This window comes from Arthrobacter sp. Leaf337 (assembly GCF_001423745.1).
Taxonomy (GTDB): Bacteria; Actinomycetota; Actinomycetes; order Actinomycetales; family Micrococcaceae; genus Arthrobacter.
Genome location: NZ_LMPC01000012.1, coordinates 498,568 through 520,789, shown reverse-complemented (window position 1 = coordinate 520,789; position 22,222 = coordinate 498,568). Strand labels below are relative to the sequence as shown.

The following is a 22,222-nucleotide window of genomic DNA, read 5'->3' as shown; positions in this document are numbered from 1 at the left end:
CGACAGGCTCAATCACCGAACCCGTCGGTTGAGCCCGTCGAAACCCCGATGGGGGAGCTCGAGCTCGTCGTCGCCGTGCGGGGTGGACGGTCCGTGGCCGCGCATCAATACCATCGGGGCGCCTTGCGGATCTTGCGGCCGCACTATCTCGATGACTCGGGGCAGGTCTGCTACGTCATGGTCAACCCTGGCGGGGCGTATCTGGGGGCCGACCTCTACGTCATCGACGTGGAGGTGGGTGACGGGGCCAAGCTGCTGCTGACCACGCAGTCCGCCACGAAGATCTACCGGACCCCGGGGTCGTTCGCCGAGCAGCGCATGACCCTTCGGCTGGGGGAAGGGGCACAGCTGGAGCTGGCCCCGGACCAGCTGATCGCATACCGCGAGGCCAGCTACCGGCAGAACACGCACATCACCGTGCGGCCGACGTCGAGCCTGGTCATGGCTGAAGTGGTGACGCCGGGATGGTCGCCGGACGGGGCATCGTTCCGGTACGAGGAACTGCGGCTCCGCAACGAGATCAACGTGGAGACACCGGCCGGCACCACAATGCTGGCGCTCGACAACCTGCTGATCCGGCCGCCCCTCAACGACGTCACCGGCATGGGATTCATGGAAGGCTTCAGCCACCTGGGCTCGCTGGTGGTGGTGGACGCCCGGGTGGACCAGGCGCTCGCCGACGAGTTTCACGCGCTCACTGCCGGGCACGACGCCTATACCGGGGTGTCCCTGACCGCGTGCGTGGGCGGGACCACCGGCCTGGTGCTGCGGTCGCTGTCCAACTCCACGGAGGAACTCAACCGGCTGCTGGGCACCTGCACTGCCCTGCTGCGTGAACGCTGGTACGGGCAGTCACCCCTAAACCTGAGGAAGTACTGATGACCACGCTCAGCGAGTTCGCCGCGATGTACCGGGAGCGGGAGCAACTGCCGCTCCGGACCCGACTGCTGTTCGCACTGGGTGCGGTGGCCGCTTTGCATCTTGCCGCCGTCGTCCTGTTGCTTGTCAGTTCGGCGGGTGCCGCGCAACCGCTGGCGCTCGGACTGGTTCTCACCGCCTACCTGGCGGGCATCAAGCACAGCTACGACTGGGACCATATCGCCGCGATCGACAATTCGACGCGGAAGTTCGTGGCCCAGCACAAGGATCCGGTGAGTGTGGGGTTCGCCTTCAGCCTGGGCCACAGCTCGGTGGTGATCCTGGCCGGAGTCCTGGTGGTGTGCGGCGCCGCGATGGTGGGCCAGTTCATGGAGGACGGCACCACCGGAAACCTGGTCCTGGGGCTGATCGGCAGCGGCGTCTCCGGGCTGTTCCTGCTGGCCATGGGCCTGTTCAACGGCTCGGCGTTCCTGCGGGCCGCGCGGGCGTACCGGAACGTGCAGGGCGGCGGAGAGCAGCGGGACGGAGACCTTGAGGCCCAGGGATTCGTGGCACGGCTGCTGGCCAAACCGCTGTCCAGGGTGCAGCGGCCGCGGAACATCTACGTGATCGGCTTCCTGTTCGGGCTGGGCTTCGATACCGCCACCACCATCGGGCTTTTGGTGATGACGACGGCGGCGTCCCTCGCCGGGGTCTCCCCGCTGGCCCTGCTGGCGCTGCCGCTGGCCTTCACGGCTGCCATGACGCTGTGCGACACGGTCAATGGTGTGGCCATGATGCGCATGTACCGGTCAGCCATCCACCATCCGCAGCGGAAGCTCGGTTTCAACGCCCTGGTCACCGGTATCTCCGCCGTGTCCGCCCTGTTCATTTCGGCCATCACCCTGGGCGGATTCTTCAATGCGGCCTTTGGCCTGGAGGATCCCCTTACCACCTGGCTGGGCGCGGTGGACCTGGGTGAGGCCGGCCTGTTGCTCGTGGCGGTGCTGCTGGCTGTGTGGTGCGTTGCCGCGTGGCGGGGGCGGTTGAAGGGCCGGTCCCTAGCCGCCTAGGGCGTCTAGTCCTGCCCTCTCTGGGCGAGCCGCTGTAGTTGCCATCGATGCACGTCGGGCAGCCAATCCAACGGGGCCGATGGACCGACCCGCGGGTCGTCGGTAATACCGCCCCGCAGGTCCTGAATATAGGCGCGGTCCTGTTCGATTCGTGCTCGCAGCTGCCCGGCTCCGCCGACTGAGCCGTGACCGGGGATGACGGCATCAACGTCGTCGGCCACGCTCTCGAGCAGACGCAGCGCTGCAAGGTAGTCCTCGACGGGATTCGCGGCCTCCAGGTCGAGGAACGGCATCAGGGTGTCAGAAAGCATGTCACCGGCGACGAGGACGCGGCTCTCCTCGATCAGCAGCGCCGCATGGCCCGGGGCGTGGGCCCGATGCTCGATGATGCGGACTTTGGGGCCGTCCCAAGGAATTTGCGCAGCTTCGGCGGGCAGACCGGTGATGAGACCGAGCATATCCATCGGGATCGCGTCGGCGTACTCCGGCGGTAGCCCCTCGGCTACGCGGGCCTCCCAATCCGCGTGCGACAGCAGGTCCTGGATGGAGGCCGCGCAGCGGGCTGTACCGTAACGGGGCGCGCCGCCGAAGTTCGCGTGCCAGAGCACGTGGTCCCAATGAGGATGCGTCGAGAAGCCTGCCGCGACGGGCTGGCCCAACTCGCGAAGGTCGTTCGCGAGGGCCGCCATTTCGTCGCCTGTTATACCGGGGTCGATGAGCAACACGCCGTCCCGGCCCTGCACGACAACGGAATTGCTCTGGATGAACCCGCTCTCCTGAACGAGGACGCCCGCAGCGACTTGCTTCAGCATGAAATGCCTTCCGCTTGTGGTTTGCAACCGCTTGCTTGGGACGGTATTACCTGGCCGTAGTCGATGACAAGCACCCTGGATCGTCTTCGGAGACCGGGGCTGTTTGACCGATGACGCGGGCAGGACCGGGTGGGAGGATAGGACGCATGGAACTGCACATCACAGGGGACCCCGCGGCGGACAAACTACTCAGCGACGACGCGTTTGCGCTGCTCACCGGCATGCTGCTCGACCAGCAGGTGACCATGGAATCGGCATTTGCCGGTCCTGAAAAGATCCGGACGCGCATCGGCTCCATCGACCCTGCGGCGATCGCCGGGTACAACCCCCAGGACTTCGTCGAGATGTTCAAGGAACGCCCCGCCGTCCACCGGTTCCCCGGGTCCATGGCCGGGCGTGTCCAGGCACTCGCGGAAACGGTGCACCAGGACTGGAACGGGGACGCCACGGCCATCTGGACGCAGGGCGATCCCGACGGCCAGGAGGTGCTGCGCCGGCTGATGGCCCTGCCGGGATTCGGCGAGCAGAAGGCAAAGATCTTCCTGGCGCTGTTGGGGAAGCAGTGCGGACTCCAGGCAAAAGGCTGGCGCGAGGCTGCCGGACACTACGGCGAGCAGGACTCGTACCTGTCCGTGGCCGACATCGTGGATCCGGAGTCGCTGACCAAGGTGCGCGCCAGCAAGCAGGCGGCCAAGGCCGCCGCCAAGGCTGCGAAGTCCGCCGGGGACTGACGGCCACGGCGCCGTAAGGCTCCAGGCCGGGAAGGCTACTAGTGGGGAAGTCAGCTACGTGAGAGGCGGGGACCGTGAGTGAGCAGCCTGCAGGTAAGTTCGCCTCCCTCTGGGCGGCCACGAGTGCATCCACGAGATACGACGCCCTCGATGAGGTCATTGACGTCGATGTGGCCGTGATCGGTGGCGGGATCGCGGGCCTCACCGCTGCGCTGGCCCTGAAGCAGGCGGGCCAGACGGTGGCCGTGCTCGAAGCGGCCCGGGTGGGCACCGGAGTCACCGGGAACACCACCGGCAAGGTCACGTCCCTGCACCGGCTGGCGTACACCGAACTTGCTGGCCGTCACGGCACCGAGGCGGCCGGCCTTTACGGGCAAGCCAACGAAGCCGCGATTGAACACGTGGCCGGAACGGTGGGCGCGGAGCGAATCGACTGCGGCTTCCGGCGGGTCTCCAACTACACCTACGCGGAATCGGAGGATGCCCTCGCCCTGGTCCGGAAAGAAGCGGCGCTCGCCGGCAGGCTGGGCCTTCCCGCGTCCTTCACCACGGATGTGCCGCTGACGTTCGCGGTCATGGGCGGGGTCCGCTTCGATAATCAGGCGCAAATCCACGCACTCAGGTACGTGCAGGGCTTGGCCCGGGCAGTGGACGGGGACGGCAGCTTCGTCTTCGAGGACTCACCCGCGACGGGTTTCCGGGACGGAACGCCGGCCGTCGTCGACACGGAGCGGGGCTCGGTCCGTGCCAAGGAAATCATTGTCGCCACTAATATGCCGTTCGGGGACAACGGATTCTTCGCCGAGCGATGCTATGCGCACCGCTCGTACATCGTTGCTGCCCGCAGCGGCGCGGCCCCTTTGGATTCCACTTTCGTCAGTGTGGACGAGCCGATGCGCTCCATCCTGACAACCGACGTCGACGGCGTCAGTTATGTTCTGGCCGGCGGCGAAGGGCACCCCGCCTCGGAGCAGGTTGACTCTGCCCAACGCTTCGGCAGGCTCGCCGCCTTTGCGCGGGACCGTCTCGGCGCCGGAGAGATCGCCTTCCGCTGGTCCACCCAGGACGCCATGCCCGCCGACGGGCTGCCGTACGTCGGGCGCCTGTCGCCGGACTTCCGGCATGTCCACGTGATCACCGGACTGCGCAAATGGGGGCTGACCAACGGAACCGCGGCCGCACTGATCCTCCGGGACCTTCTCTGCGGCCGTACCAACCCGTGGGCGGCTTTGTTCGACAGCACCAGGGCCGTCCGCGCACAAGGCGCCGTGCAGCCGAAGGTAACTCCCCCGAAGGCACCGGCTGTACCGTCCGGGATCGCTCCAGGTCAAGGAAGGGTCGTGGACGTGGAGGGTGCAAAGACTGCCGTCTACGTCAGTCCTGCGGGCGCCGTCAGCGCCGTTTCGGCCGTTTGCACGCACCTGGGCTGCACCGTCGAGTTCAACGCGGCCGAGGTGACGTGGGACTGCCCGTGCCACGGCTCCCGGTTCAGCACCGACGGCACCGTGATCCAGGGACCCGCCACCCGGAACCTCGCGGCCAGCCCGGCCCCGGCCGACCTGAGCTGAGCCCGGCCCGACGGACCCGTAGCCGCGGAACCAGCCCTTGAACGCGCCCTCCGACGGCGTTGCCCCACGGTGTTGCCCCGGCGTTGCCCTGCGGAGTCCGCCGATGATCACGTCCAGGCCGAAGTCGAAGCCGGATGTCCTGGCTGCCGCCCGGGTTCTGGCCACGTTCGTGGACGGACGGGCGCAGCACCTGAGGGTCACGCCTGGGCCAGATGCCGCACGCCGGCGCTGGCCTCTGCCTTGAACCCGAGGTTTCGGGAGACCGCCCTGGCCGTGGCCTGGACTGCCGGCGCCAGCACGTTCGGGGGAGTGGCGCCGTCGGGAACAACGATGGAAAGTGCGGCGGCAACGGCCCCCTGGGCGTCGAAAATGGGCGAGGCCACGGACACGGTCCGGGACGGCGCCGACCTCCTGATCATGGCCACGCCCGTGCGGCGCACGTCCGACAGGGTGCGTCGGAGCTGGCCCTCCGGCATGGCGTCCACGCCGGCCTCCACGTCAGCGGGCTGCCGGATCACAGCGTCCTGGAAGGCCGTGTCCGCGCCGGCGAGAAGAACCAGGCCGACGGCCGTGGATCGGAGCGGCGCCCTGCCGCCCACCCGGTAAGCCACCTCCGTGGCCTCCTTCGAGGACAGCCGCTCGATGAGCACCGCCTCGTTCCCGTCGCGTACTGCAAGCAAAACGTGGTGGCGCGTCACTTCGAAGAGGTCCTCAAGATAGGGCAACGCAATCTCCCGCACGCCGTGGCCGCGGGGCGACAATGACGCGACTTCCCAGAGCCGCACGCCCACCACGTACCGCCCGTCGTCGAGCCTTTCCAGCGCACCCCATGCCACCAGCCGGGCGATGAGCCGCAGCGCCGTTGGCGCCGGCATGTCCGCGTACCTGGCCATTTCGGAAAGCGTCAATGCACGACGCCGGTCAGTGAAGACCGCGAGGAGGCTGAGGGCCCGGTCAATGACCGGTTCGCCCTGCTTCGGCCGCTTGCCGCGGGCGGGAGCCGGGACCTCAGCAGAGGGGAGAGCCTGCCCGGCGAGGTCCGGATTCCTGTCCGGGACTGCTGTCATCTCACACCGTTCCTTCTTCGTCGCCAGTGACCCCCACCACAATAGTGTTTCATCCAATGAAACTCCCAGCCGGTGCTTCATGGTCTCCGCACTCATCGGGTGGGGCGTCACCTGCGCCGTTTCAGGCGGACGCGGTTCAGACGGACTGCGCGACGCTGGTTCGGGCCAGGCTGCCGAGGAACCGGGCGCTCTCCTTTGGCGTCCGTTCCTGTGTGGCCCGGTCCACCGCGATGAGGCCAAATTTCGGACCGTAGCCAAAGATCCACTCGAAGTTGTCGAAGGCCGTCCAGGCGATGTAGCCGCGGACGTCGATGCCGTCGGCCAGGCAGGACTCCACGCCGGCTACAGCAGTGCGGAGGTACGCGAGCCGCTGGGAGTCGTCGTCGGTGGCGAGGCCGTTCTCCGTGACGATGACCGGGATGCCTGCGACGCGGGCCGCCTCGCGGATGGTCGCTTCCAGGGCCTCGGGGTAGATTTCCTCGCCCATCTGGTTGGTCTCGGCACCCTCGGGGGCGGGCATGACGCCGTCCGGCCCGAACACCGTCCGGCCGTACGTCTGGATTCCCACGAAGTCGTCTCCGCGGGATGCCAGGAGGAACCGTTCGTTGACGTCGCGGCGGATCCTGTCCGCCCGGTCCTGGCCTCCTTCGGCTGCCTGGATGTCTGTGTTGGCCAGGGTCCACCCGACCGGGAGTTCCGGCCGGATCGACTTGATGGCTGCCGTGCCCGCACGGTGGGCCGCGAGCTTGATGTCGAAGCCGGCCTCAGACACCGTGAACTGGAAGGGCGCCACGCGGCTTGCGTCGATGCCGAGCCGGTCCGCGGCTGCCGCCCACAGCGGCACGTCTGCCCGGCGCTCCGGGGCCTCGCCGCCCAGGCCGAGTTCCTTGAGCAGCCACGGCAGGTTGGGTTCGTTGAGGGTGCAGGCGACGCCGATGAGATCGCCCAGGTGCCGCATGGCGCGGTCGCAGTAGCGGGCGAAAAGTTCGGGGGTGCGGGCGTCCTCCCAGCCGCCGGCCGCCAGCAGCCACAGGGGCGAGGTGAAGTGGTGGAACGTGACCACCGGGGTGAGTCCGTGCTCATGGCAGGCTTCCAGCATGCGGCGGTAATGGTTGAGTTCCGCCACGGAGAAGTGGCCTTCCTCGGGCTCGATGCGTGCCCACTCCAGCGAGAAACGGTAGCTGGTGAACCCCAGGCCGGCGATCAGGGCGATGTCCTCGCGGTACCGGTGGTAGTGGTCGACGGCGTCCCCGGACGGCTCGGCGAAGATCGTTCCGGGGAGCCTCTCCAGGAACCAGCAGTCGCTGTTGACGTTGTTTCCTTCGACCTGGTGGGCTGCGGTGGCGACGCCCCAGAGGAAATCCTGCGGGAAGGCAAAAGAGTCGGTCATCTGGTTCCTTTCGATGCGAGCCCCAAGCGACTGTGCAGGGGGCTGACTGTCCATCCTCGGCGCTCAATGCCGGGCCAGGGGCAGTTGATTTCATTGGTTGAAAGACTCCTCGCCGGTGCTGCCGGCCTTCCGGGCGCCTGTCGTGACGCCCGCCACAGAAGTATTTCAACCAATGAAATCCTCGTGTCTCCATCAAACAGCGCGCGCTGATGCTTGAGGGGAGCCGGCCACCTGCCTGGCCCCCATAACTGCTTCCTCCGTTGTCACATCAGAATGCAAAGGCGCACTACATGAAACTTCTGAACTCCACCGTACGAGGGAGCTCCGCCGTTCTGGCGGGAGCGCTCCTCCTGGGATCGTTGACCGCCTGCGGCGGCTCGAGCCAGGCAACTGCCAAGGCGGACACCAGCACCCTGACGCTCGCCATCGATAGCGACTCTGCATCGTTCGGATTTGATCCGCTCCGTGTTTCAGCGGCCCAGCGGCAGTTCTTCGAGGGCCTCTACGACAGCCTGATGACCCTCCAGCCGGACGGCTCCGCAGGACCGGGACTGGCCAAGGAGTTCAGCTACAACGCAGACAACACCGTCCTGACACTGACGCTCAAGGACGGCGTGACGTTCACCGACGGGTCAAAGCTCGACGCCGACCTGGTCAAGGCAAACCTGGACCGCCGGTCCGACCCCGCGCTGAGCGCATACTCCGCAGTCGCCAAGGGCGGCGCCCAGGAGATCACTTCCGTTGACGTCGTTAGCCCCACGCAGGTCTCCCTCACGTTCGCGAAGGCCCAGCCAGGGTTCGAGAAGAACCTGGCCTCCACCACCGGCATGATCGTTGGCAAGACCGGCGTCACCGACACCGCGAGCCTGGCCGCAACCCCGGACGGCTCCGGTCCCTACACCTTGGATCCCTCCACGGTGAAGGGCAACAAGTACGTGCTGGTAAAGAACGACAAGAGCCCGGACGCGTCGAAATATGCCTTCACCAAGGTCACCTTCAGCGTCATCCAGGATCCCCAGGCCCGTGCCAACGCCCTCGTCTCCGGCCAGGCCGACGTCGCCATGCTGACCTCATCTACCGTGGACTTCGCGAAATCCAAGGGTGCTGGGGTGTCCCAGATCGGCGGCACGGTCAACACCATGATTTCCTTCGACAAGACCGGCAAGACCGCCCCGGCCTTCGCCAGCGAAAAGGTGCGCCAGGCCATCCAGCACGCCATCAACCGCAAGGCCCTGGTGGATGCCCTGCACAAGGGTGATATCCCCGCGTGGAATGCCCTGCCCAAGGATTCCGCAGGTTTCAGCCAGGACCTGGAGACCGCGTTCGCCTACGATCCGGCGAAGGCCAAGAGCCTGCTGGCCGAAGCCGGCTTTGCGAACGGGTTCGAATTCACCATCATCGCCAGCGCCCAGACCCAGACGGACCTGCAGGCAGTCCAGAAGGACCTTGCCGCCGTCGGAATCACCATGAACGTTAAGATGGCCGCCTCCACGGATGAAGCGTTTGCCGCGGTGGCAACCACTCCGCTCGGCTACGCACCGCTGAACTGGGACAACCCGGTGGGCGTGATGTACGGAGCGATCCTCAACGGATTCACGAATGTGCAGAAGGCCACCGACGACCAGCTGAGTGCCGCCACCGGCGAGGCTGCGGCCGCGAAGGATGATGCCGCGAGCAAGGCTGCGCTGACCAAACTGAACACCCGGTTGGTGGAATCCGGCTGGATGATCCCGCTCTATGAAGCACTGACTAACCAGGGCTATAACACCAAGAAAATCAAGCAGGTGGAGTTCGCCGGCACCAACGCGTACCCGCTGCTCTCGTCCTACGCACCGGCCAGCTAACACCCGAACCTGCCGATTACCGGCTCTGCCGGGGTGGCCGCCGCGCAACGGAGGGCACCCCGGCAGATCCTGACCGATGGAGGTCACCATGGCACTATTCATTACCAAGCGCCTGCTGATGGCGCTCGCCACCGTGCTGGTGGTCGCGGTGCTGGCATTCCTGCTGGTGCACGCAATGCCCGGCAGTCCCGGAGCGGTTTCGCTCGGGGCCGGAGCTTCCCAGGATGCGATTGATGAGGTGAACCGGCGTCTTGGGTGGAACGATCCGCTTCTGGTCCAGTTCTTCCGCTGGCTGGGTGACGCGGTCCAGGGCAATCTCGGTGTCTCCCTCATCGATGGCCGCTCCGTGTCCGCTGACCTGGCCAACAGGCTCCCGGTGACCGCGTCGCTCGCGGCAGGCGCGACTGTCCTGAGCGCTCTGCTGGGCATCCTCCTCGGCGTGACCGCCGCTGTGCGCGGCGGCTTCCTGGATCAGGCCATTGGAGGCTTTGTCGGGCTGCTTGTGGCTCTGCCCGCCTTCTGGATCGGCATCATCTTTGTGTACCTCTTCGCCGTCCAGTCCTCGGTCTTTCCCGCCACCGGCTACGTTCCCTTCGAAGCCTCGCCCCGGGATTGGGCCATGTCCCTGGCGCTGCCGGTGATCACCCTGGCCGTGGGCGGTGCGGCGTTCATCGCCCGCCAGACCCGAGCTTCCATGCTTGAGGCGTTGCAGCAGGAACACATCCGTACGCTCCGCGCCACTGCCACGCCTACGTGGAAGATCCTCTACATCCACGCCCTCCGCTACGCCAGCCTCCCCATCGTGGCCGGCATCGCCCTGCAGTTCATCGGACTGTTCGGGGGCTCCGTCATCGCGGAGCAACTGTTCGCCATGCCGGGCCTGGGCCAGGCAGTCCAGAACTCCGTCAGCACCCACGATGCCCCGTCCGTGCAGGGCGTGGTGGTCATCGCCACGGTTGTAGTGGTGGCCGTGAACCTGGTGCTGGAACTCGCCACCAAGTTCCTCGATCCGAAGTTGCGTGCCTCATGATCCCCTCCGTCGCCCCCGCCCCGCACCAGCGCAAGAACGCCCTGGCCCGGTTTTCCGCCCACCGCCTCTTCGCTTCTCCGGGCGGCGTGGCGGGCGTTATCTGGCTGGCGGCCCTGGTGGCCGCATCGCTGACTGCCCAGTGGTGGCTGCCGTACAAAACGGAAGACCAAGACTTCACCGCAGTCCTGTCCGGCCCCACCGCGGCCCACTGGCTCGGTACCGACGAACTCGGCCGGGACCTCCTCAGCCGCATTTTCGCTGCCGCCGCAGGCACCCTGGGAACCTCACTGATCACGGTGATTGTCGGCGTCGGGCTTGGAACGGTCCTAGCCATGCTGGCGGCCGCCGCTGGCGAACGCGTCGAAGCGGTCATCAGCCGCGTCACCGAAATCATGATGTCCCTGCCCGGCACGGTGATCATCCTGGCCGTCATCGGCGCGGCGGGGACCAATATTCCGCTGATCATGGCGATCCTGGGTATCCTCATCTCCGCCGGAATCTACCGCGTGATCCTCGGCCAGGCGAAGTCCCTGCAGTCCCAGCTCTACGTGGACGCCGCCAAGGTTGACGGCGTCAGCACGCTGGGCATCAGCCTCCGGCACGTCCTGCCCGGCCTGACGAACACCATCGTGGTGCAGTCCGCCCTCATTTTCGCCGTCGGCATGCTCATCCAGGCGGGCCTGGCGTTCATCGGTTTCGGCCCGCCCATTCCGCAGCCCAGCTGGGGCGGCATGATCCAGGGCGCCTCGCAGCACGTCTACGATGCCCCGTGGCTGATGGTCCCCACCGGCGCCGTGCTGGCCCTGACGGTCCTGGCCGCCAACGCCATCGGCAACGCCCTGGGCAAGGCGCCCAACACCACTGCCTCCCACCTGCCGTCGGCGGCAGCCCGCCGCCAGCGGGCTCGTGCCGTAGCCGCCGTTGGCGCCGCCACTACTCCCTCCGCTAATCCGGTTGCCGACTCTGACGCCGCACCCGCGAACGGACAGCTCAGCGTCCGCGGACTTTCAGTAGGGGTCGACGGCGGTCCTCGCCTGGTCACGGACGTCTCGTTCGACGTCGAACAGGGAACCGTCCTGGGGCTCGTGGGGGAATCCGGGTGCGGCAAGACCATGACCGCGCTGTCGCTGCTCGGCCTGCTGCCCTCCGGGGTGGCCGCAACGGGCGGCCAGATCCTCTGGAACGGCAAGAACCTGGCTGCCGCCACCGACCGGGAGATGGAAGCCATCCGCGGCCGTGACATCGCACTGATCTCGCAGGAACCCATGCGGGCCCTGGACCCCATGTTCACCGTGGGTTACCAGCTCACCTCCGCCATCCGGCGCCTCCGGAAAATGGGCAAGGCGGACGCCCGGAAGGAAGCCCGCACCCTGCTGGAAAAGGTGGGCATCGTGGACGCTGAACGCATCCTCAAGACCTACCCGCACCAGATCAGCGGCGGCATGGCCCAGCGCGTGGCCATCGCACTGGCCCTCTCTGGACGGCCCCGGCTGCTGGTGGCCGATGAGCCCACCACCGCGCTGGATGTCACGGTCCAGGCGGAAATCCTTTCCCTGCTCCGCTCGCTGGTGAAGGACACCGGCATGTCGGTGGTGATGGTGACGCATGACCTCGGCGTCGTGGCGGACATCTGCGACAACGTCGCCGTCATGTACGCCGGCCAGGTGGTGGAAAGCGGCCGGACCGCCAACATCCTGGACAACCCCCGGCACCCCTACACGCTGGCCCTCCTTGCCGCGGATCCGCACGCCAACTCCGCTGCTGACATGCCTGACCGGCTGGCCACCATCAGCGGCCAGGTCCCCCAGCCCAAGGACTGGCCCACCGGCTGCCGCTTTGCGGCCCGCTGCCAGTTCGCCGGATCGGCGTGCGCCGCCCCGGTGCCGCTGCTGGCCTCCGGCTCCGAGGAGGGGCTGGTCCGCTGCGTCAAGGCCGACGAACTGGCCGTGGAAGGCCTGGAATGGCTTGCCACCGAAGTGCCCACCCACCGAGTACTGAAAATCGTTGAAAGGGACCTGGCATGAGCATCAAGACGGTGGAACGGCAGGACACGGCGGCAGTTGCGCCGGAGCAGCCCATGCTGGAAGTCAAGGAGCTGGTGGTCCGCTACGGTCGCGGGCGGAAAGCTGCGGCCCTGCCGGCAGCAGTGGACGGGGTGAGTTTCAGCATCCTCCCCGGCGAGACCGTGGGCCTGGTAGGGGAGTCCGGTTCCGGAAAGTCCACCATCGGCAAGGCCATTCTCGGCCTTCAGAAGAGTGCCGGCGGCACCATCACCTTCCAGGGCAAGGACGTCACGCGCGCGGGAGCTGCAGAGCGCCGCGCCCTGGGCGGAGAACTGCGGGCGGTCTTCCAGGACCCCAATTCCTCGCTGAATCCGCGCCAGACCATCGGGGCTTCGCTGGCGGAGCCGCTCCGCCTCCGCGGAGTCACCGCGGCTGAAGCCCGGGAAAAGGCCGAGGCCATGCTGGAACGCGTGGGGCTGCCCCGCGAAGCAGTGGACCGCTATCCCAGCCAGTTCTCCGGCGGCCAGCGCCAGCGCATCGCGGTGGCGCGGGCCCTGATCTGCGACCCCCGGCTGGTGGTCTGCGACGAAGCGGTCAGCGCCCTGGACCTTTCCACCCAGGCCCAGGTGCTCAACCTGCTGGCAGACCTCCGGGACGAACTCGGCCTGAGCTACCTGTTCATCGCCCACGACATTTCGGTGGTCCAGTTCCTCGCCCAGCGGGTGGTGGTCCTCTACCGCGGCCAGGTGATGGAGAGCGGCCCTGCGGCTGCCGTGACGGAGGCTCCCAAGCACCCGTTTACGCAGGCCCTAGTGGCTGCTTCCCCCGTGCCGAGACCTGCCGAACAGGCCCACCGGCGGGCTGTCCGCGAGGCCCTTGGGGTTCGCACTGCCGCCGCGGTGTCGGCGTCGCCGGGCGGATGTCCCTTCAGCCAACGCTGCCCGCTGGCAACGGAGCTGTGCACCTCCGAACGGCCCGCGCTCCGCCGCGTCGGTGCATCCGACGTCGCCTGCCATTACGCCTGAAAGGGGCACCGTTGCCTAAACATCACGCATCCGCTCAGCCCGCCCGCCTCCGGACCGAAAATCTGAGCCAGGCCTTCGGCATCACCAACACCGCCCCGCGGTTCAGCTGGACGCCGCCGCACGGCACGGTCCGGCAGACGGCCTACCAGCTCAGCACGGGCAACGGCTGGGACACCGGGCGTGTGGACTCCACCCTGCACAGCTTCGTGCCCTACGGCGGGCCTGACCTTGGTTCCCGCGACCGCTTCGACTGGAGGGTCCGGAGCTGGAACGCGGCCGCGGACGGCACCGAGGTGCTGTCCGGCTGGTCCGAACCGGTGGCCGTGGAGCTGGGCCTGGTGAACGCCTCGGACTGGAGCGCCCGGTGGATCGGACCCGATGAATCCGAGATTCCGGCACCGGGCCGCCGCCCCGGGTATGCCCTGCACCGCGACTTCACCCTGGACGCCGCACCCGACTTTGCGCGGGCCTACGCCACCGCGCACGGCATCTATGAGCTCTTCCTCAACGGCCACCGGGTGGGGGACCAGCAGCTGACCCCCGGCTCCACGAGCTACCACACCACCCTGCAGGTCCAGACGTTCGACATTGCGCACCTGCTGCGCCCCGGTACTAACATCGTGCGGTCGGTCCTGACGGACGGCTGGTTCCGCGGGTCCTTCGGGTTCACGCGCGACGCCGACTTGTACGGAACGCAGACTGCTTTCCTGGCGCAGTTGGAGATTGAGTCCGGGGGAGGACGGACTGTCATCGGCACTGACGGGTCGTGGCTTGTTTCTGCGACGGAGATCCTCTCTGCGGACCTGATGGAAGGCCAGCGCGTGGACCTCCGGACAGCGACTGTTCAGGGTGAGGCCGCCCGGCCCGCCGTCCTGCGGGAAGGCAGCTTCAGCACTCTGACCGGCCCGGTGGCGCCGCCCACCCGCGTCGTGGAGGAGCTCGTTCCGGTCTCCATCACGCGACTGGGCGGCGGCAATCAGATCGTGGACCTGGGGCAGAACATCAACGGCTGGGTACGGCTCAGCCGGCTGGGCGCCCCGGGCACCGAGGTGACATTGGTCCACGGCGAAACCCTCGAGGCCGACGGCGAGGTCAGCCAGGACCACCTCCGCCCCATCGACTTCAAAAGACCCGGCCAGTTCCTGGATGCCGGGCAAGTGGATACCGTGGTGGCCTCGGGTACCCCCGGCGAGGTCTTCGAACCGCGGCACACCGCTCACGGCTTCCGGTACGTCTCCGTCCGCGGCCTGGCCGAAGCGCTGCAGCCGGGAGACATCGTGGGATGCATGGTGCATACCGACCTGGAACGCCTGGGCACCTTCAGCTGCAGCGACAGCCGCCTGAACAAGCTGCACGAGATCGTGGACTGGAGCTTCCGCGGCAACGCCTGCGAGGTCCCCACCGACTGCCCGCAGCGCGAAAAGGCCGGCTGGACCGGCGACTGGCAGCTCTTTGTGCCCACCGCCGCCTACCTCTACGACGTGGCGGGTTTCTCCCGCAAATGGCTGAGGGATGTCCGTGCCGACCAGTGGGACAACGGCGTGATCGCCAACATCTCGCCGTCGCCCGGACCTGACGTAACCGGCGCCGAATTCATGTCCTTCACCAACGAGTCCGCAGGGTGGGGAGACGCGATCGTCATGGTGCCCTGGGAGCTTTACCTCGCCACCGGAGACACCGGCATCCTCGAAGAGAACTGGGACGCGATGAACCGGTGGCTGGGCTTCATCCGCCGCACCGCAGAGGGGAATCGGCACCCGGCCAGGTCGGCCCTTCGCCCCACCCCCGCGGAGCATGAGCGCTACCTCTGGGACACCGGCTTCCACTTCGGCGAATGGATGGAACCGGGCGGCCCGGCGCCGGACCTTTTCGCTTCCCGGTCCATGGACAACGGCATCGTGGCCACCGCCTACTACCGGCACTCGTCCGCCCTCATGGCCAGGATTGCCGCCGTCCTGGGCCGGGACGACGAAGCCCGCGAACTCCGGGACCTCTCCGAGAAGGTCCGCGACGCGTGGCAGCAGGAATACCTGCAGCCTGACGGAAGAGTATCCGATAGAAAAGGCGACGGCGGCACCCAGGCCAATTGCGTGCGGGCGCTCGCTTTCGATCTCGTGCCGGACGCTGCCCGCCCCGCCGTCGCGGATCAGCTCGCGGGCCTGGTCAGGGCGGCGGGCACCCACCTGGGCACCGGCTTCCTGGCCACGCCGTGCCTGCTACCGGTGCTTGCCGACAACGGCCACCCCGGCCTCGCCTATGAGCTGCTGATGCAGGACTCGGAGCCCTCCTGGCTGGTGATGGTGGACCGCGGCGCCACCACCATGTGGGAGGACTGGAACGGCATCGGGACCGACGGCAGCGCCACGGGCTCGCTCAACCACTACAGCAAGGGCGCCGTGGTCTCGTTCCTGCACCGCTACACCGCCGGGCTGCGCCAAGCGCCGGGGAGTGCGGGCTGGGAACGGATCATCATCGAGCCCCGGCCGGGCGCCGGGCTGACGTCCGCCAACACCTCGCACCGGGGCCCGCAGGGCCTCATCGAAGTGGAGTGGATCATGGACGACGGCGTGCTGACGCTCACGTCCACCGTCCCCTCCGGGACCACGGCGGAGGTCCGCCTGCCCGGACAACCGGCCGCCGTCGTCGGACCTGGAACCCATACCTTTGCCGCCGCAATGCCCGCCGTCGATTCCGCAAGCGGCACTGACGCCCACCCGGACCTCGCAAGGAGCGCACAATGACCCCCCAAACCGCCACCACTGAAACCCCACGACGGATGCCTGCGCCGCCTCCCTTCCCGGCCTTCCACGCGCCGGGAACTCCTGAGCCGGCGTCGGAGGTGTCCACCGTGCACCGCGAAGTGAGCTACGCCATTGCCGTCGGCTTCCGTCGCCTGGCCATGGACATCTGGCTGCTGCGCGAAACCGCAGGACCTGTTCCCGTGGTGGTGTGGATCCACGGCGGAGCCTTCCAGCTTGGTGACCGCCGCGAGCTGCCGCCCACCTTTCCCAAGGACTCGGTCTTCCGGTTGCTGAACGAGGCCGGCATCGCCTGCGCCACAGTTGACTACCGGCATGCCCTGGAAGCGCCCTTCCCGGCGCAGCTGCATGACCTCAAGGCCGCCGTCCGGTACCTCCGGGAGCACGCCGCTGTCTTGGGCATCGACCCGGGCCGCATCGGCGCCTGGGGCGAGTCCGCGGGCGGGCACCTCGCCGCCCTGCTCGGTGTCACGGGGACGCGGGAGGACCTGGAAGGCGGGCTCGGAGTGTCGGGTCACTCCAGCGCGGTCAGTGCCGTCGTGGACTTCTACGGCGTGTCCTCGCTGCCGGACATGCCGCCGATGGATATACCTGCCGGTCTCGTGTCCGGCGCCCTCGTGGCCGCCGTACCGCCGGGGATGACCATGGAGCCGGGGCCGATGCTGGTGGGCGGCACCGCCGATCCGGACCTTCTGGCGGCGGCCAGCCCGCTGGGCCACGTCACCGCCGGCGCGGCACCGTTCCTGCTCATCCACGGCGACAGCGACGGCCTGGTCCCGCTTTCCCAAAGCGAGCTGCTGGCCGCGGCGCTGACGGCCGCCGGCGTCCGCAACGAACTCGTCACCATCGAGGGCGCCGACCACTGCTTCTTCGGTGCCGAGGGCCAGTTGGACGGAATCCTCAACACCGCAGTTGAATTTTTCGCCAGCGAGCTTTAGGGATCCGCGGGCCTTAAGGACAGGCCCGACGGCGGGCCGGTAGCATGCCGCTATGGCTATCGCACGCTTCCCAAGCTTTGTTATCGACTGCCCCGATCCGAGAGCCCTTGCGGGCTTTTACGGTGCCCTGCTCGGCTGGAACGAAAGGGTCGATGACGGCTGGGTCGAGATCCGGCCCGACGACGGCAGCAACTGCATTGCGTTCCAGCAGGTGGAGGGCTACCAGGCGCCCGAGTGGCCGGGCCAGACCCACCCGCAGCAGATGCACATGGACCTGGTGGTGGCGGATCTGGACGGCGGCGAAAAAGAGGCCATCAGGTTGGGCGCCACCAAGGCGGAGACGCAGCCCGGCACCACCTTCCGTGTCTTCCTGGACCCGGCCGGCCACCCGTTCTGCCTCTGCCTGAGCTGACACTGGTTTCAGTCAATGAAACTCCGCTAGCGGGCCCATCGGCGATTCCGGGACGCTGGGGGAAGCCCTTGAACTTCCCCCTCGTGACGAATCGAGCCGACGTTGACTCAACCATCCAGCCCCTCAGCCCTCCGCTTTGAACACCATGAGGAGCCCTTTGGTATCGGCGAGGAGCGGCCGCGGCTCTCCTGGCAGGTCACCTCCGAAACACCGGGCTGGGTCCAGTCCGCCTACGAACTCGAGCTCGGCCCTGATGAAGAGCACCTGGTCAGCTACGGTCGAACCGAATCCGCCGAGCAGCTCCTCCAGCCGTGGCCGGCACCGCCGCTGCGGAGCCGCCAGCGTGTTGCCGCCCGGGTCCGTGTGTGGGGCAGCGACGACGGCGGTCCCTCCGAGTGGGGCCCAGTGGCCAATGTCGAAGCCGGGCTCCTGAACCCGGCAGACTGGCAGGCGGCCATGATCCGGCCGTCCTGGGACGAAACGAGCGAAGACACCGAACCCGCCTCCCGGCTGAGCCGCACGTTCGAAGTCACGGGCACCGTGGCCTCCGCACGCCTCTACGCCAGCGCCCGCGGTGTTTACGTGGCCTGGATCAACGGCCGGCGCGTCGGCCGCGAGCGGCTGGCGCCGGGCTGGACCAGCTACCACCACCGCCTCCGCTACCAGACCCACGACGTCACCGACTACCTGCAGCCCGGCACCAATGTCATCGGGCTCGAACTTGCCGACGGCTGGTGGCGCGGCAACCTGGGCTTCCAGGACAAGCGCAACACCTACGGTGACCGCACGTCGGCGATCACCCAACTGGAAATCGCCGACGCCGGCGGCAGGATCACTGTCATCGGAACCGACAGCTCCTGGCTGGCTGGCAGGAGCCCGGTGCTCGGCGCCGATCTCTACAACGGCGAAACGTATGACGCCCGACTGGAGGACTGCGGCTGGGCAGACTCCCAGGACGCCGTGCTCGGCCCTGTAGCCGTGGAGGACTTCGATGCGTCGGTGCTGGTGGCCCCGGACGGTCCGCCGGTGCGCGCGACGGACGAGCTTCCCGTGACCGCAGTGCTGGGCACGCCGTCCGGGAAGACCATTTTGGACTTCGGCCAGAACCTGGTGGGACACCTCCGCATCAGGGTTAGCGGAGAGGCCGGCACGGAGGTGGTCCTGCGCCACGCCGAGGTCCTGGAATACGGAGAACTCGGCACCAGGCCACTGCGGGTCGCCAAGCAGACCGACCGGTACATCCTGCGTGGCGGCCGCGAGGAAATCTGGGAACCTGAGTTCACCATCCACGGCTTCCGATATGTGGAGGTGACCGGCTGGCCCGGTGACCTGGACCCGGACGCGTTCACCGCCGTCGTCGTTCACTCAGACCTGGCGCGGACCGGTTCCTTCGAATGTTCCGACCCCATGCTGAACCAGCTCCATTCCAACGTGGTGTGGGGCATGCGCGGAAACTTCGTTGATGTGCCAACGGACTGCCCGCAGCGCAACGAGCGGCTCGGCTGGACGGGCGACTTCCAGATTTTCGCAGCAACGGCGTCCTTCCTCTACCGGATCCCAGGCTTCACAGCGTCCTGGCTGAAGGACCTGGCCGCCGAGCAAGGTACCGACGGACCTCCGCCGCTGGTTGTCCCCGAAGTAACGTTCGACAAGCCGCCGTTTCCTGTCCGCCCGGTGATGGCCGCGTGGGGTGACGCGGCCGTGCTGGTTCCCTGGGTGCTCTACCAGCGCACCGGCGACCTGGAGTTCCTGCGACGGCAACTGCCGGGAATGATCGCATGGCTGGAGGCTGCTGCCGGGGCCGCCGGACCGGAGCTGCGGTTCGAACAGGGCTTCCAGTTCGGTGACTGGCTGGATCCGGCGGCGCCCCCGAACGAACCGGGCGCTGCCCGGACGCCGTGGCAGCTGGTGGCCCAGGCCTACCTGTCGTACTCGGCCCGCGTGGCCTGCCAGGCCGCGGTGCTGCTGGGGGAGGACCCGGCCGCTCTGGACGAGCTCTCGCAGCGGGCTGCCGAAGTATTCCGAGAGCGTTATATTTCCCGCGGCGGGCTGCTGATGCCGCCGACCCAGACGGCCTACGCCGTCGCACTGAGCTTCGGACTGCTGGAGGGCCGGGAGCGGGCTGCCGCGGCCGACGGGCTGGCTCAGGCAGTGGAAGCCGACGGCTACCGGATCGCCACGGGTTTCGTGGGGACACCGCTGGTCTGCGACGCACTGACCGACCACGGCTACTCGACGGCGGCGTACCGACTCCTGCTCCAGACGGAATGCCCGTCCTGGCTCTACCCCGTGACGATGGGTGCCACCACGATCTGGGAGCGGTGGGACTCCATGCTTCCGGACGGGAGCATCAATGACGGTGAAATGACCTCCTTCAACCACTACGCCCTGGGTGCGGTGGCCGATTGGATGCACCGCAGCCTGGCGGGGCTGGCTCCGGCTGAACCGGGCTACCGGAAACTGCTGGTCCGGCCCCGGCCCGGCGGCCGGCTGGCCTGGGCACGGGCCAGGCACGAGACCCCGTACGGTGTGGCCGAGGTCAGCTGGAACCTGGCGGGCACGGACTTCACCCTGGAGGTGACGGTGCCGGCGGCTTGCACCGCAACGGTGGTGCTGCCGGATGCTGACGAGACCACCCATGAAGTTGGATCCGGAACGCATTCGTTCAGCTGTGTGGCGACGCCGGCTGACGAAGCCCTCAGGGCTCCTGAACTCGCGGCACGGCCATGAGCGTGGATCCGGAACTGGCTGCCCTCATGCACCACGTGGCCGGCGCCGGTTCCTTCGCCGAGCTCCTTGCCGATCCCTCCGGCATGGAACGGCTGGAGGCCTTCAGCGCGGGCGAGGCCCCGTATGCGGCGCCTGCCGTCGCGGTCCGGACCGTGGACGTGCCGGGCCCCAACGGCCCGGTGCCGGTGCGCATCTACGGCGGGCCGGCGTCGGACTCTTCAGCAGACTTGCCAGCCGCTGCAGGCGGTGGACTTCCGGCCCTCGTATGGGTTCACGGTGGCGGGTTCGCCGGAGGCGGCCTGGACATGCGGGAGGCGGACCAGCTGGCACGGGAAGTGGCCGCCAGGAGCGGCGGGATGGTGCTGTCCGTGGACTACCGGCTGGCCCGCGACGGTGTGCATTTTCCGGTGCCGCACGAGGATGTCCTTGCAGCCTGGCTGTGGGCCGTGGAACACGCCGCGGAGCTGGGGGCTGACCCCCGGACCCTCTGCCTGGGCGGAGCCAGCGCCGGCGGCAACCTTGCCGTCGGGGCTGCCCTGTTTCTGAAGGATGCGGGAGGCCGGCTGCCCGCGAAGCTGGTGCTTGCCTACCCCTTCCTGCATGCGGAGCTGCCGGAGCCAGGGGATCCGGGGGCCGCGGCCATGGCCGGTCTTCCGCGGATCCTCCGCTTCACGGCGGACGATTGCCGCGCCATGGTGGAGAACTATATCGGAGGTCCGATCCTGATGGCGTCCTCCTACGCAATGCCCGGCTACGCGGACCCGGCCGGCCTGCCGCCTGCAGCCGTTCTGGTGTGCGAATACGATGACCTGCGCTACTCCGGCGAGTTGTTCGTTGATGGTCTCCGGGCCGCCGGGATCGCCGTGGAGGCGCGCGTGGAACCGGGCGCCACCCACGGCTACCTCAACCACTCGGCGGGGCTGCGCATCGTGCAGCGCGGCCTGCAGTTCCTGGCCGATGAAGTGGCGTCGGCGAAGCCATTTCAATGATTGGAATTTCCCGTTTCCGCCGGGGCTTCCGTCCAGCAGGCTTAGGGAAGAAGGCGCCGGATCGTTCCTGATTCCGGCCACGGCAACGGATGGAGTCATTGATGACTGCTGGACAAGTCCTGAGGGGGATCGAGTTTTCACGTCCCGGCGGATTGCCGTTGCTGCTGGACCTCTACCTGCCGGCGGCAGGAACCTCCCGGGCCGGCTCCGGGGGTCCGGTGCCGGCCGTCGTACATTTTCACGGCGGCGGCTGGCGCATGGGGGAGCGTTCCTCCCTCGGCCCGGTGACCGACGCCTTTGCGCTGACACCCTTCGAGCGTCTGGCCGCGGCAGGGTTTGCCGTGGTGTCGGCGGACTATCGCCTGTCCTCGCAGGCCGTGTTTCCGGCACAGCTCGAGGATGCCACAGCCGCCGTCGCCTGGCTCGGGAACCACTCGGCTGAGTTCAACGTGGACCCGGGCAGGATTTTTGCCTGGGGGGATTCCGCCGGCGGTCATCTGGCCTGTCTTGTGGGCCTCGGGGCAGACGGTTCCGGCGCCGGTGCGGGGGCCCCGGCGTCCGGTGTGAAACCTGTCGCCGGCGTCGCCGCCTGGTACCCGCCCACCGACCTTGTCCGGATGGGCAGCCAGGCCCTGCCGGATGCCGTGGCAACGGCGGACGACCCCGGTTCCCGCGAAGCGCTCCTCCTCGGAGTGCAGCCCGCGGATGCCCCGGACATGGCGGCTGCTGCGAGCCCGCTGAGTTACGTGGGCAGCCAAGCACCACCGTTCTTCCTGGCCCATGGCACCGCCGACCGGTTCGTCCCGCCAGCCCAGGCCGCCACGTTCGCCGCCGCGCTGGAAGCCGCTGGCGCCGACGTCGAACTTCTCCTCATTGAAGGCGCCGACCACATGTGGTTGCTGCCGGACAAAAGCCCGGCAGCGGCGCAGAAGGTCCTGGACGCCACCATCGATTTCTTCCGCAGGCAAGCCCAGGTCACCTGACCCGGCACCT

Annotated in this window: 17 protein-coding genes; 14 read left to right on the top strand and 3 right to left on the bottom strand. The window is 67.9% G+C overall.

What is annotated here, in order from left to right; genetic code table 11:
* The first annotated feature begins 48 nt into the window (after window positions 1–48).
* Together ASF98_RS11555 and ASF98_RS11550 are read left to right on the top strand one after the other, a co-directional pair.
* Window positions 49–879 carry an urease accessory protein UreD gene (locus ASF98_RS11555; protein WP_055801710.1) on the top strand — a complete coding sequence of 277 codons (831 nt, stop codon included), beginning with the start codon at window positions 49–51 and terminating at the stop codon, window positions 877–879.
* The gene (locus ASF98_RS11550; protein WP_055801708.1) at window positions 879–1,931 is read left to right on the top strand and encodes a HoxN/HupN/NixA family nickel/cobalt transporter; all 1,053 of its coding nucleotides are present in this window, start codon (window positions 879–881) and stop codon (window positions 1,929–1,931) included. Before ASF98_RS11555 ends, ASF98_RS11550 begins: the two co-directional genes overlap by 1 nt.
* 5 nt (window positions 1,932–1,936) lie before the next feature.
* Here the strand turns inward: ASF98_RS11550 and ASF98_RS11545 are convergent, their stop codons facing one another.
* Complete coding sequence (locus ASF98_RS11545) at window positions 1,937–2,743, bottom strand: MBL fold metallo-hydrolase (RefSeq protein ID WP_055801705.1); 807 nt, start codon at window positions 2,741–2,743, stop codon at window positions 1,937–1,939.
* A gap of 146 nt (window positions 2,744–2,889) precedes the next feature.
* Here ASF98_RS11545 and ASF98_RS11540 point away from each other — a divergent pair, with 146 nt between their 5' ends.
* Window positions 2,890–3,474 (top strand): HhH-GPD-type base excision DNA repair protein, encoded by a 585-nt coding sequence (locus ASF98_RS11540; RefSeq protein ID WP_055801702.1) that lies wholly within the window; start codon window positions 2,890–2,892, stop codon window positions 3,472–3,474.
* 74 nt (window positions 3,475–3,548) lie between these two features.
* Entirely contained in the window at window positions 3,549–5,042 is a 1,494-nt protein-coding gene (locus ASF98_RS11535) for an FAD-dependent oxidoreductase (RefSeq protein WP_055801700.1), read from the top strand.
* Between the two features lie 197 nt (window positions 5,043–5,239).
* Here ASF98_RS11535 and ASF98_RS11530 read toward each other — a convergent pair whose 3' ends face one another.
* Both ASF98_RS11530 and ASF98_RS11525 read right to left on the bottom strand, forming a co-directional pair.
* Window positions 5,240–6,109 (bottom strand): IclR family transcriptional regulator, encoded by an 870-nt coding sequence (locus ASF98_RS11530; protein ID WP_055801697.1) that lies wholly within the window; start codon window positions 6,107–6,109, stop codon window positions 5,240–5,242.
* Between the two features lie 136 nt (window positions 6,110–6,245).
* On the bottom strand, window positions 6,246–7,499 hold the full coding sequence (locus ASF98_RS11525; protein WP_055801695.1) for a glycoside hydrolase family 1 protein: 1,254 nt from the start codon (window positions 7,497–7,499) through the stop codon (window positions 6,246–6,248).
* Window positions 7,500–7,789: 290 nt separating this feature from the next.
* Between ASF98_RS11525 and ASF98_RS11520 the strand changes: the two genes are divergently transcribed.
* The 10 genes from ASF98_RS11520 (at window position 7,790) to ASF98_RS11475 (ending at window position 22,212) form a co-directional block, all read left to right on the top strand.
* Complete coding sequence (locus ASF98_RS11520) at window positions 7,790–9,343, top strand: ABC transporter substrate-binding protein (protein WP_055801690.1); 1,554 nt, start codon at window positions 7,790–7,792, stop codon at window positions 9,341–9,343.
* 76 nt (window positions 9,344–9,419) lie between these two features.
* Window positions 9,420–10,373, top strand: a complete 954-nt coding sequence (locus ASF98_RS11515) for an ABC transporter permease (protein ID WP_055801689.1) — start codon at window positions 9,420–9,422, stop codon at window positions 10,371–10,373.
* Window positions 10,370–12,397: a dipeptide/oligopeptide/nickel ABC transporter permease/ATP-binding protein gene (locus tag ASF98_RS11510; protein ID WP_055801685.1), complete on the top strand. Its 2,028-nt coding sequence runs from the start codon at window positions 10,370–10,372 to the stop codon at window positions 12,395–12,397. The genes ASF98_RS11515 and ASF98_RS11510 overlap by 4 nt, the downstream gene beginning before the upstream one ends.
* Window positions 12,394–13,401: an oligopeptide/dipeptide ABC transporter ATP-binding protein gene (locus ASF98_RS11505; RefSeq protein ID WP_055801683.1), complete on the top strand. Its 1,008-nt coding sequence runs from the start codon at window positions 12,394–12,396 to the stop codon at window positions 13,399–13,401. Before ASF98_RS11510 ends, ASF98_RS11505 begins: the two co-directional genes overlap by 4 nt.
* Window positions 13,402–13,412: 11 nt before the next feature.
* Window positions 13,413–16,142: an alpha-L-rhamnosidase gene (locus tag ASF98_RS11500; RefSeq protein ID WP_055801681.1), complete on the top strand. Its 2,730-nt coding sequence runs from the start codon at window positions 13,413–13,415 to the stop codon at window positions 16,140–16,142.
* A complete protein-coding gene (locus tag ASF98_RS11495; protein ID WP_055801678.1) occupies window positions 16,139–17,098 on the top strand; it encodes an alpha/beta hydrolase in 960 nt (319 codons plus the stop codon). Before ASF98_RS11500 ends, ASF98_RS11495 begins: the two co-directional genes overlap by 4 nt.
* 52 nt (window positions 17,099–17,150) lie before the next feature.
* Window positions 17,151–17,510: a VOC family protein gene (locus ASF98_RS11490; protein ID WP_055801675.1), complete on the top strand. Its 360-nt coding sequence runs from the start codon at window positions 17,151–17,153 to the stop codon at window positions 17,508–17,510.
* 102 nt (window positions 17,511–17,612) lie between these two features.
* Window positions 17,613–20,240: a glycoside hydrolase family 78 protein gene (locus ASF98_RS11485; RefSeq protein WP_156372371.1), complete on the top strand. Its 2,628-nt coding sequence runs from the start codon at window positions 17,613–17,615 to the stop codon at window positions 20,238–20,240.
* Complete coding sequence (locus ASF98_RS11480) at window positions 20,237–21,229, top strand: alpha/beta hydrolase fold domain-containing protein (RefSeq protein ID WP_055801668.1); 993 nt, start codon at window positions 20,237–20,239, stop codon at window positions 21,227–21,229. The genes ASF98_RS11485 and ASF98_RS11480 overlap by 4 nt, the downstream gene beginning before the upstream one ends.
* 101 nt (window positions 21,230–21,330) lie before the next feature.
* Entirely contained in the window at window positions 21,331–22,212 is an 882-nt protein-coding gene (locus ASF98_RS11475) for an alpha/beta hydrolase (RefSeq protein ID WP_055801666.1), read from the top strand.
* Window positions 22,213–22,222 lie beyond the last annotated feature (10 nt).